General features: G+C 75.5%; 9 protein-coding genes. 6 read left to right on the top strand and 3 right to left on the bottom strand.

The annotated features are described in order from the left end of the window. Positions 1-124: 124 nt before the first annotated feature. A complete protein-coding gene (locus ACFV6D_RS34000; protein WP_380562637.1) occupies positions 125-1,726 on the bottom strand; it encodes an ABC-F family ATP-binding cassette domain-containing protein in 1,602 nt (533 codons plus the stop codon). Positions 1,727-1,982: 256 nt separating this feature from the next. On the opposite strand from ACFV6D_RS34000, the gene ACFV6D_RS33995 reads away from it, so the two are divergent. Next, the gene (locus ACFV6D_RS33995; RefSeq protein ID WP_380346331.1) at positions 1,983-2,882 is read left to right on the top strand and encodes a RimK family alpha-L-glutamate ligase; all 900 of its coding nucleotides are present in this window, start codon (positions 1,983-1,985) and stop codon (positions 2,880-2,882) included. A gap of 91 nt (positions 2,883-2,973) precedes the next feature. On the opposite strand, the gene ACFV6D_RS33990 is transcribed toward ACFV6D_RS33995, so the two are convergent. Further along, a complete protein-coding gene (locus ACFV6D_RS33990; protein WP_380428794.1) occupies positions 2,974-4,311 on the bottom strand; it encodes an FAD-dependent monooxygenase in 1,338 nt (445 codons plus the stop codon). A gap of 457 nt (positions 4,312-4,768) precedes the next feature. Between ACFV6D_RS33990 and ACFV6D_RS33985 the strand changes: the two genes are divergently transcribed. From ACFV6D_RS33985 to ACFV6D_RS33975, 3 genes are all read left to right on the top strand, one after another. Further along, positions 4,769-5,938: a magnesium and cobalt transport protein CorA gene (locus tag ACFV6D_RS33985; RefSeq protein WP_063350723.1), complete on the top strand. Its 1,170-nt coding sequence runs from the start codon at positions 4,769-4,771 to the stop codon at positions 5,936-5,938. A gap of 490 nt (positions 5,939-6,428) precedes the next feature. After that, positions 6,429-7,250, top strand: coding sequence for an SDR family NAD(P)-dependent oxidoreductase (locus ACFV6D_RS33980; protein ID WP_380428792.1), 822 nt, complete (start codon positions 6,429-6,431; stop codon positions 7,248-7,250). Between the two features lie 414 nt (positions 7,251-7,664). Continuing rightward, the gene (locus ACFV6D_RS33975) at positions 7,665-9,254 is read left to right on the top strand and encodes a hypothetical protein (RefSeq protein ID WP_380562635.1); all 1,590 of its coding nucleotides are present in this window, start codon (positions 7,665-7,667) and stop codon (positions 9,252-9,254) included. 143 nt (positions 9,255-9,397) lie between these two features. Here the strand turns inward: ACFV6D_RS33975 and ACFV6D_RS33970 are convergent, their stop codons facing one another. Further along, entirely contained in the window at positions 9,398-9,754 is a 357-nt protein-coding gene (locus tag ACFV6D_RS33970; protein ID WP_380346453.1) for a hypothetical protein, read from the bottom strand. A 95-nt stretch (positions 9,755-9,849) separates the two neighbouring features. Here ACFV6D_RS33970 and ACFV6D_RS33965 point away from each other — a divergent pair, with 95 nt between their 5' ends. Beyond that, positions 9,850-10,446, top strand: a complete 597-nt coding sequence (locus ACFV6D_RS33965; RefSeq protein WP_063350727.1) for a helix-turn-helix domain-containing protein — start codon at positions 9,850-9,852, stop codon at positions 10,444-10,446. Between the two features lie 68 nt (positions 10,447-10,514). Further along, the coding region (gene lepB, locus ACFV6D_RS33960; RefSeq protein ID WP_380562633.1) for a signal peptidase I at positions 10,515-11,516 on the top strand (1,002 nt) is incomplete at its 3' end.

The raw sequence follows: 11,516 nt of genomic DNA, 5'->3' as shown, positions 1-11,516 counted from the left end.
CGCGCGCGGGCCCGCGCGGCCCTCGGGCGCGCCGCCGCCCCCCCCCCGCGGGCGGGGGGGCGGGCCGGCCCCCCCCCGGGGCTGGCAGGTGGCGCCGTCACGCGGCGGCGTCAGGCGGCGCCGCTCACGCCAGGGCGACCAGCTCCAGGTAGGAGTCGTGCCACAGGTCCTCGTCGCCGTCCGGGAGGAGCAGGACGCGGTCGGGCCGCAGGGCCTCGATGGCACCCGGGTCGTGGGTGACCATCACGATCGCGCCCGGGTAGGTGCCGACCGCCGCCAGCACCTCCGCCCGGGAGGCCGGGTCGAGGTTGTTGGTGGGCTCGTCGAGCAGCAGGACGTTGGCGCCGGAGTGGACCAGGCCGGCCAGCGCCAGCCGGGTCTTCTCACCACCCGAGAGGACCCCGGCCGACTTGTCGGCGTCGTCTCCGCGGAACAGGAACGCGCCGAGGACGTGCCGCAGTTCGCCGTCGCTCAGGTGCGGCGCGGCCTGGGCGAGGTTGTCGCGGACGCTGCGCGCCGGGTCGAGGGTGTCGTGCTCCTGCGCGAAGTAGCCGAGCCGCAGGCCAGGGCCGGGCACCACCCGGCCGGTGTCGGGGCTCTCGTGGCCGGCCAGGATGCGCAGCAGGGTGGTCTTGCCGGCACCGTTCAGGCCGAGCACGACCATCCGGCTGCCCCGGTCGACGGCCAGGTCGAGGCCGGTGAGCACCGGGCGGCCGGCGTAGGCCTTGGCGAGGCTGATCGCGCCGAGCGGCATCCGGCCGCAGGGGGCGGGTTCGGGCAGCCGGATCCGGGCCGTCCGTTCGGCCTGCCGGGCGGGTTCGAGGTCGGCGAGCATCCGGTCGGCGCGGCGGGCCATGCTGCGGGCGCTGGTGGCGGTGGCGACGTTGGCCCGCATCCGGTCGGCCTGGGCGTGCAGGGCGGCGGCCTTGCGTTCGGCGTTGGCCCGTTCCCGGGTGCGGCGGCGTTCGTCGGCGGCGCGCTGGTCGAGGTAGGCCCGCCAGCCGGTGTTGTGGACGTCGATCGCGGCGCGCTGCGGGTCGAGGTGGAAGACCCGGTTGACGGTGTCGGCGAGCAGGCCGAGGTCGTGGCTGATCAGGACCAGCCCGCCCTGGTGGGCCGCGAGGAAGCCGCGCAGCCAGGCGACGGAGTCGGCGTCGAGGTGGTTGGTGGGTTCGTCGAGCAGCAGGGTGCCGTGGTCGGCGAAGAGGATCCGGGCCAGCTCGACCCGGCGGCGCTGGCCGCCGGAGAGGGTGCCGACCGGGGTGTCCATGACCCGGGCGGGCAGTCCGAGGCCGGCCGCGACCCGGGTGGCCTCGGCCTCGGCCGCGTAGCCGCCCCGGGACTGGAACTCGGCCTCGGCGCGGGTGTAGGCGTCCATCGCCCGGCGCTGTTCGTGCGGTCCGTCGGCCTGCGCCATCGCCTCTTCGGCGGCGCGCAGCGCGCGGACGGCGGTGGCCAGGCCGCGGGCGGACAGGATGCGGTCGGTGACGGTGGCGGACGGGTCGGCGGCGCGGGAGTCCTGCGGGAGGTAGCCGACGGGGCCGGTGCGGGTGACCGTCCCGGCGGCGGGCGGCAGTTGTCCGGCGAGGGTGGCGAGCAGGGTGGTCTTGCCGGCGCCGTTGCGGCCGACCAGGCCGATCCGGTCGCCGGGGGCGATGTGGACGGTGATGTCGGACAGCAGGAGGCGGGCGCCGACGCGCAGGTCGACACCACGGGTGGTGATCATGGGATAACGCTCCGAAACAGCGAACGGACACACGGGTGGTGTGGAGGCGGGTCCGTCGGCTAGGAAATTCGGGGCGTAGACATGCGGCCCAGGGTAGCGGGGCGGGTGGAGCGTCCGCATCCGAATTGCCGGCGGGAGCGCACCGCGTCCGCGCGGGTTTCGGCCAGTGGGGCGGGTGTTGGCTCGTGGGGCCCCCTTGCCGGGGCGCGGGCCCCGCGCTTCCATGACCCGCATGGGTCGACGTGAGCTCGTTCTCTTGACTGATCACAGTTCGACCGAAGGAAGCCGCGACGTCCTCGCCGCCGCCGCCCGGGCCCTCACCGGCCGGGCGCCCGTGCTGCTCGACGCCCGGCACTTCATGACCGGCGGGGGCGGCCGGATCCGCCCCGACGATGGGGGCGGGCTGCGCCTGGAGGCGGACGGCCGCAGCGTGGCGGCCGACGCCGTCGTGGTCTACGAGATCCCGCCGCACCGGCGGCGCGACTTCGCGCCCTTCCAGCGGCTGCTGGGCGCACACGGCGCCCGCTCGCTCGGCACCGATGTGCAGGCCTGGCGGGCGGCCACCGAGAAGGACCTCACGGTGGCCCGCTTCACCCGCGACGGCGTCGCGCACATGCCGACCGTCTCGCTGTCCCGGCCGAGCCTGCGGGCCGCCGCCGAGGCCTTCGACCGGCTCGGCGGCGACGTCTGGGCCCGGCCCTGCGTCGGGATGGGTGGCGACGACGTCTTCCACGTCACCACTCACGCCCAACTCGCCTCCGCCGCACGGCACTACGAGCGCGACGGGGCGGACTGGCTGATCGCCCGGGATGCCCGCAACTTCACCCCGGACGGCCGCCGCCACCAGTACCGGGTGGTGGTGCTCGACGGCCGGGTGGTCCGGGTCGTCGAACACGTGCAGGCGGATCCGGACGCCCCCTGCAACGAGAGCCGCGGCGCCGTCTCCGCCCCGCTCGCCGCCGCCGAACTGCCCCGGGGCCTCGCGGACCTGGCGATCCGTGCGGTCGCCTGCCTCGGCCTGCCGCTGGCCGGTGTCGACCTCGCCGCCGAGAGCGGCGGCGTGGTCTTCGAGGTCAACGTCCACCCGGCGTTCGGCCGCGGCGCCCTGGAGCAGGTCGCCGTGCCGTACGTGGCCGCGCACCTGGAGCCCGTCTGACGGTTCCGGCCGGGTGCGCGGCGGCCGGGCGCGCCCCGGGCCGGCAGCTGGCGAAGGAGGCCGGTCGGCGGCCGGGCACGTCCCTGGCCGGTCAGCTCCGCAGGATGGCGGCGAGGAGCGACGGGCGGAACAGCAGCGTCGGCGGGGCGACCAGCGACATCACCTCGTGGAAGGCGGCAGTGACCGACGGGTTGTGGGCGGCGCCGGCCAGCACCTTGTCGAGGAAGCGGTGCTGGAGCGCGAGCAGGGCGCCGGAGGGTCCGCCGGTGGTGGCGGCGAAGCGGACGTCCTCGGTGCAGGACATCACCCACGGGTTCTTGGAGACGGCCGCGATCGCGCGCCGGGCGTCCCGGGCCGTGGCGTGGCCGATGCCGCCGTGGCGCAGGGCGGTGCGGCGCAGCTCCCGGGCGCAGAACAGGGCGACGGTGACGCCCTGCCCGTACACCGGGTTGAAGGTGCTGGCGGCGTCGCCGACCACCACCAGGCCGTCCGGGGCGCTGCGTTCGTAGTGCCGCCGGATGCCGGGGCCGGGGACGAAGCCGCGCACCTCGCCGGCCGGCTCGGCCTGCTGGAGCGCCTCGCGGATGCTCGGGTCGCGCAGCCGGGCCAGTTGCTTGGTGAACCCGGCTTCGCCGGGCTCGGGTTCGGCGCCGCGCATGCCGGCGACGCTGACGATCCAGCGGTCGCCCTCGACCGGCAGCAGCACGCCCAGGTGGGGCGCGTCCGGGGCCTTGGTCTGCACGTAGATCGCCTTGTAGCCGATGTCGACGCCGGCCGGGCGGTGGAACAGCCGGGAGGAGTACGCGACGCCCGCGTCCACCCGCTCCTCGGGCACCGGCGGGTGGCCCAGCTCCGCCAGCCAGTCCGGCACCGAGGTCGTGCGGCCGGCCGCGTCCACCACCAACTCGGCCGGTATCTCCCGGACTTCGCTGCGTTCGGGCCCGCGGTCGCGGACCTTGACGCCGGTCACCGTGCGGGCCGACCCGAGCAGGCCGACCACGTCGGCGCCCTCCAGGAACTCGATCGAGGGCTCGGCGCGGACCCGGTCCAGCACCGCCTTGTCCAGCACCGGCCGGGTGCAGGAGAGGAAGGCGAGCTGCGCCGGGTACTGCGCCATCCACCCCGCCGAGCTGAGCCACTTCAGATCGCCAGAGACGGCGACCCTCGTCGCGCCCGCCTCCGTGAGCTCCTGGTTGATGCCGGGCATCATCTCCTCCAGCGCCCGGTGTCCGGCCTCCAGCACCAGGTGCGCGTGCCGGCCCTGCGGCACCCCGGCCCGGAACGTGGGCTCCGCCGGGTAGCGGTCCCGCTCCACCACCACGATCCGTTCGGCGAACCCGCGCAGGGCCCAGGCCGCCACCGTGCCGGCCAGCCCGCCGCCGATCACCACCGCCGTGCCCCGCCCGGGGGCCGTTTCCGAAGAAGTCATGACACGTAGCGTAGTCGGGCGGTGGCGGCCCCGTAATTGTATCGGCGGGACGAACGGGCAGGACACGGGCGGCCGTTGGTGCCCGAACGCGCCGGGCGCACGACCGGCCCGGAACACCGTCGCGCGGCGCCCCCGGGGCGGGCGGTGGGAGGCACCCGGGAGCGGGTACTACACTCGGCGGGAGTTGTGCAGGCCCCCCTTCCGGTGCGCGGGCGCGCGGAGCCGAGGAGGTGAGAGCCGTGGAGTGCAGTAGTCCGGGTCGAAGTCGGCCCCGCCCCCGGTTGTCCCGCACCATTCGCGGCACCCGGCGTTCCTCCTCCCGTACGGCTCCCGCGCGGCGCTGACCTCGTCCTCGACGGGGTGCCGCCGGTCGCGCCGTGCGCGTGGTGGCCGGCCGGGCGCCTCCGGCCCGCCGTCCCCGGACGGCGACCGGGCACCCACCGTGGAGGTACCCGCCATGTCCGACTGGCGTGTGCGCGCCGTGCGCGCGAGCAAGCGTCCGTTCTCCCGCCCCGCCGGGGGCTCCGGACCCGCCGACGCGCAGCCGGCGCCGGAGCACTCGATGGATCCGCGGCCCGACCAGCCCGTCGAGCCGGTCACCCTGGAGCGTTCCGTGGTGGACGCGGCGGTCTACCGGGACGGGCGGCGGATCGACACACCGGCGAACCTCGCCGACATCTACCGCGAACTGCCCGACCGGCCCGGCGCGATGGCCTGGATCGGCTTGTACCGCCCCGCCGAGGCGCAGCTGCTGGAGGCGGCGGACCGGTTCAACCTGCACGAACTGGCCGTCGAGGACGCCATCGTCGCCCACCAGCGGCCGAAGCTGGAGCGCTACGGCGACACGCTGTTCGTGGTGCTGCGCGCCGCGCGCTACCTGGACGAGGCGGAGGAGGTCGACTTCGGCGAGATCCACCTCTTCGTGGGCCCCGACTTCGTGCTCACCGTCCGCCACTCGCAGGCACCGGACCTGTCCGCGGTGCGCCGCCGCCTGGAGACGGACCCGGACCTGCTCGCGCTCGGCCCGGAGGCGGTGCTGTACGCGGTGCTGGACGCCGTGGTGGACGGCTACGCGCCGGTGATCGCCGGGCTCCAGCACGACATCGACGAGATCGAGACGGAGGTGTTCGGCGGCGACCCGCAGGTCTCCCGGCGCATCTACGAGCTGTCCCGCGAGGTGATCGAGCTCCAGCGGGCCACCCGGCCGCTGCTGGAGATCATGAAGAGCCTGGAGGCGGGCTTCGGCAAGTACGGCACCGACGACGAGCTGCAGCGCTACCTGCGCGACGTCGCCGACCACGCCACCTACGCCGCCGAGCGGGTGGACGGCTTCCGGCAGATGCTGCAGAACATCCTGACCGTGAACGCGACGCTGGTCTCGCAGCGGCAGAACGAGGAGATGAAGCAGCTCGCCGAGGCCGGGCACGTGCAGAACGACGAGATCAAGAAGATCTCCTCCTGGGCGGCGATCCTCTTCGCGCCGACGCTGATCGGCACCGTGTACGGGATGAACTTCGAGATCATGCCGGAGCTCAAGTGGGCGTTCGGCTACCCGTTCGCGGTCGGGCTGATGGCGCTGGTCTGCACCGGGTTGTACGTGGTCTTCAAGCGCCGCAACTGGCTCTGACGGCAGGGCGGGGCGCGGCGCGGCTGGTGCGGGGTGCGGCGCGGTCCGGCTCGGGCGCGGTGCTCGCGACCGGCTCCGCCGTGCCGCCGAAATCCGGCGCGGCCCCGCGAAGGCAGCGCTGACCGGCTGCCGCAACCGGCGCCGACCGCACGGCCGTTCGCCCGGCGTCAGGGATTCGTCAGGGCGGCGGCGCGGCGCTTGCCCCGGTCCGCGCCCGCCGGTTGGATGAGGAGCATGAACCGCCCGGCACGCCACCACGACCGCCCGCCGCATCCGCGGCCGCCGGTCCGCGTCGCCGCGGCCGCCATCGCCGTGCGCTGATCCGCGCCTCCCCGCCGGAGGGCACGGCACGTGCCGCGCCCCGCCCCGCCCCGTCGTCCGATCGGCGCGGGGTGCGGGCGGGCGCGCGAGTTCCGCATCTCATCAGGTCTTTTGAGCCCGCACCCCGGCCCGGACAGGGCCGGCGGTGCCCCGCACCCTGGGAACGGTCATGTCCGAATCCGTCCTGTCCGCTCGTACCGCCCTCGTCACCGGCGCCTCCTCCGGCATCGGCTGGGAGACCGCCCGGCTGCTCGCCGGGCTGGGTGCCACCGTGCTGGTGCACGCCCGGACCACCCCGGAGGCCGAGGCGGCCGTCGCCCGGCTGGTCGACGCCGGCGCCCGCCGGGACCAACTCGTCGAGCTGGCCGCCGACTTCACCCACCTCTCGGAGGTCGCGGTGCTGGCCGGCACGGTCGTCAAGCACTACCCGGCGCTGGACCTGCTGGTCAACAACGCCGCCGCGCTGGCGCCCGAGCGCTGCACGCTGACCGACGACGGCAACGAGGTCTCGCTGCAGGTCAACTTCCTGGCCGCGCACCTGCTGGCCAGGCTGCTGCGGGCGCCGCTCTCGGCGTCCGGCGACGCCCGGATCGTCAACGTCTCGTCCTCGCTGCACCGGACGGCGTCGATGAACTGGTCGGACCCGCACCGGGTGAAGAGGTACTCGCGGGTGGCCGCGTACGCGCAGTCGCAGCTCGCGCTCACCATGGCGACCGCCGACATGGCCCCGGCCGGCTCCGGCATCACCGCCGTCAGCCTCAACCCGGGCCTGTGCGACACGGCGCTGCTGCCGCTGTACGGGCGGGCCGGCGCGCCGGCGGTGGAGGGCGCGGCGGCCGTCGTCCGGCTCTGCCTGCCGGACGTTGCGGTCGCCAACGGCGCCTACTACGACGGCGGTTCGGTGGCGCCGGTGGCGCAGGCCGCCCAGGAGGAGCGCTCGCTGAAGCGCCTGGTCAAGCTGGCGGACCAGTTGGTCGGCCAGGCCGCTTGAAGCCCTTCCCCGGAAGCGGAGAGCACACGATGTCCAAGCGCGCCCGCAAGAAGAGGGCCCGGCGGAAGAACACGGCGAACCGCGGCCGCCGGGCCGGGCAGGGCTGACCCGCCCACCACCGCAGCCCACCACCCATCGCCATCACCCATCACCACCACCCATCACCACTCACCACCGCCGATCACCGCCGCGAACCGCTGAGGGCCGCCGCGAACCGGCGGGCACCGCCGGGCGCCGGGGACGGTCGCTAAGGATGCGTCAAGAACGGCGCCCGGCGGCGTCAAGGAGCCGTCAGGGGGCGGCTTCCCGCAGGTGGCGCGGCACTAGCGTCGCCCGGCGGAGAGAAACGGTTCTGCTCCGGTTTCAGCAGGAAACCCCGGCGGACCGTGCAACGGGGGAGAGGAACGTGCGGCCATGACCACCTCGGCAGCGGGTACGACGGCCACCACGGGGGAGACGGCCCCGGGGACGGAACCCGATCCGGCGGGGGAACCGGCTCCAGCCCGGGCCCCAGCCCCGGCCACGGCCCCAGCCCCGGCCACGGCCGCCCCGACCCCCCGCCCGAGCCCCCTGGCCCGGCTCCGGCACGGCGCGCGGACGGTCGGCGGCCGCGCCTACTGGACCACCCCGCGCCTGGTCCGCGGCCTCACCGCGCTCAGCCTGGCCGCCCTGATCGGCCTCGGCGCGGCCGCCACCACCGTCCTCGGCGGGGCCCGCGACGGCACCGACACCATCGGCCACCGGGCCGCCCCGCAGGCCACCCGCGCCGCCGACCTCTACTTCGCGCTCAGCGACATGGACGCCCAGGCCGCCAACCTGCTGCTGGTCGGTGCCGACCCCGACTACACGACGCTGCGCAAGCAGACCCTCGACACCTACGAGCAGCGCCGCGCGCAGGCCGACGGCGACCTCCAACAGGCCGCCCAGGCCGCGGCCGCCGACCCGGCCGGCCAGCGCGCCGTCCAGCAGGTGCTCGGCCGGCTCGGCAGCTACGAGGCCCTGGTGGCCCGCGCCCAGCTGCTGGAGGAGCAGGCCAAAGCCCCGGCCGGCCAGCCCTCGCCCGCCGCCCTGGACGCCTACCGCCAGGCCACCGACCTGCTGCGCCAGCAACTGCTGCCCGCCGCCGACCAGGTCACCGCCGCCAACGAGGCCACCGTCGAGCAGGTCTACACCGAGCGCCGCGACGCCCTCGGCAGCGGCTGGTGGTGGCTGCTCGCGGTCGGCCTGCTCGCGCTCGCCGCGCTGCTCGGGCTCCAGCGCGTCCTGGCGGTGCGCTACCACCGCGTCGTCAACCCGGCGCTGGCCGCAGTCACGCTGCTCACCGCCGTCGTGCTGGCGATCGGCCTGCACCTGGTCAGCCGCGCCGACGACCACCTGGTGACCGCCAAGAGCAACGCCTACGACTCGGTGATCGCGCTCAGCCGCGCCCGTGCCGTCGCCTTCGACCTGAACGCCGACGAGAGCCGCTACCTCACCGACCCGTCCCGCGCGGCCGCCTACGAGCAGAGCTTCCTCGACAAGACCCAGGCGATCGCCCGCCTGGACGGCGCCACCCTCTCCGACTACAACGCCCAGCTGGCGGCCGCCGCGGCCCGGCACCGCGCCGACCACACGGCCGTCCCCTTCGGCGGCTACCTCGGCACCGAACTGCACAACATCACCTTCCCCGGCGAGCAGGACGCCGCCGAGCGGGTGCTCGCCGCCTTCCAGCAGTACCAGCAGGACGACCGGAAGATCCGCGCGCTGCGCGACGAGGGCCGGCTGAAGGAGGCGGTGACGCTCAACACCGGCCTCTCCCAGGGGCAGTCCAACTACGACTTCGACCAGCTGAGCACGGCCATCGGGGACACCATCGCGGTCAACGCCAAGGCGATGGACTCGGCGGTCGCCGCGACCGACGGCGACCTCGACGCCGGCACGGCGGCCCTGGCCGCGGGCGCGCTGGCGGCGGCGCTCGCGCTCACCGCGCTGGGCGTCCGGCCGCGCCTGCGCGAGTACCGGTAGCCGCCGGCGCCGACCCGCGGTGGGGCCCGGTGGCGGTATGCGTCGCCACCGGGCCCCGCCCCCGGCAGCCGGTTACGCCGCGGGCGGGCGTCGGCGAAGCCCCCGGCGGGCTCCGGTGCGCCCGGGCTCCGGCGCCCCCGGCCTCAGTCGGCGGCGAGCCGGTCGTACTCGGCGTCCGGGTCCAGCTGGCGCCGGTACTCGGCGTGCAGCCGGACGTCGCCGTCCGGGCCGGCCAGGCGGGCGAGCGGGCCCCGGGCGCCCGGGAGCGGCCGGGCGCACGGCCATTGCTGGGCGAGTACGGCGAGCGGCGCGCCGTCGCCGGTGCGCAGGATCCAGCTGGCGCGGCCGCCGCCGATCAGGGGCAGGTACGGCCGGGGGAGTCCGAGGGCGGCGAGCGCCTGCGGCAGGTCGAGGTCGTCGGGGAGGGTGAGCGCCGCGGGGTGCGGGGCGTCGGCGTCGTCGCCGGCCGCGACGCTGTCCCGGGTGAGGTGGATGCGCATGGCCGGACAGCATAGGGCGCGCGGACGGGCCCGCGCGCCCGTGCACCGGTGTGCCGGTTTGACAAACGCCCTTGCTGTCCCGGCGAATGGCAGGCATGGCCGACGAAGACTTCGAGAACGTCCTCACCACGGTGGGCCCCCGGCTGCGCGCCCTGCGACGCGAGCGCGGCACCACCCTCGCCAAACTGGCCGCCGCCACCGGGATCTCGCTCAGCACGCTGTCCCGGCTGGAGTCCGGGCAGCGCAAGCCGACCCTGGAACTGCTGCTGCCGCTGGCCCGGGAGTACCGGGTGCCGCTGGACGAGCTGGTCGGCGCCCCGGCCACCGGAGACCCCCGGGTCCATCCCCGCCCGGTGACCAGGAACGGCCAGACCATCATCCCGCTCACCCGCCACCTCGGCGGTCTGCACGCCTTCAAGCAGATCATGCCGCCCGGCCGGGGCACCGAGCCCGAGCTGGAGCTGAAGGTGCACGAGGGCCACGAGTGGCTGTACGTGCTGTCCGGCCGGCTGCGGCTGGTGCTCGGTTCGCACGACCTGGTGCTGACGGCCGGTGAGGCCGCCGAGTTCGACACCCGGACCCCGCACGCCTTCGGCAACGCCGGGCCGCAGCCGGTGGAGTTCCTCAGTCTGTTCGGTCCTCAGGGTGAGCGGATCCATGTCAGGGCGCGCCCGGGAACCTCCGTTCGGTAGGTTCGTTCCCTGACAGCGGGGGTTTTCCGTTCCGGTCTCCCGCCAGGCCGTCGGGAGGGGCCGAGAAGATGAGTGTCCAGCAGAGTACGGAGTCCGGCGAGAGCGGTGGAACCGGGGAGCGCGGCGCGGTGGGTGCGCCCGAAGTCCCGGGCGCGGCGGGGGCCTTCGAGGCCTCCGGCGGCGGCGCCGGCCGGGCCGGCGGTGGTTCCGGCGGCGACGGGAGCGGCGGCAGCGGTCCGACCGGTGGGGCCGACGGCGCCGGCGGCGCGGAGCCGGACGCCAAGAGCGGGCGGAAGAAGCGCCCGTTCTGGCAGGAGCTTCCGATTCTGCTGGTGATCGCCCTGCTGCTCTCGCTCGGCATCAAGACCTTCTTCGTCCAGGCCTTCTCGATCCCCTCGGGTTCGATGGAGCAGACCCTGGCGATCGGCGACCGGGTGCTGGTCGACAAGTTGACGCCCTGGTTCGGCGCCGAGCCCGAGCGCGGCGAGGTGGTGGTCTTCCGTGATCCGGGCGGCTGGCTGGAGAGCGCGCCGACGCACGCGGACGGCTCGGTGATGAGCTCGGTCCAGAAGGTGCTGAGCACCGTCGGCCTGATGCCCTCGGCGGACGAGAAGGACCTGATCAAGCGGGTGATCGCGGTCGGCGGGGACACCGTCGAGTGCAAGGCGGGCAGCCCGCTGAAGGTGAACGGCGTCGCGCTGGACGAGCCGTACCTGTTCCCCGGTTCGGCGCCCTGCGACCAGGACCCGGTGGGCACCGTCACCGTCCCCAAGGGCAAGCTCTGGGTGATGGGCGACCACCGCAACAACTCGCGGGACTCGCGCCCGCACCACAACGAGACCGGTGACGGCTTCGTGCCGGTGGGGAACGTGATCGGCCGGGCCTTCGTCGTCGCGTGGCCGCTCACGGACTGGTCCACCCTGCCCGTCCCGGACACCTTCGGCAAGGTGCCGGCAGGGGGGGGGGCGGGGGGCGCGGGGGGGGCGGGGGGGGGCGCGCGGGGGGGCGGCGCGGGGGGGGGGGGGCGCGGGGGGGGGAGGGCCGGGGGGGGCGGCCGCGCGCCGGCGCGC

Origin of the sequence: Kitasatospora sp. NPDC059812 (genome assembly GCF_042732075.1) — a bacterium.
Lineage (GTDB): Bacteria > Actinomycetota > Actinomycetes > Streptomycetales > Streptomycetaceae > Kitasatospora.
This window is presented reverse-complemented; position numbering and strand designations above follow the sequence as displayed.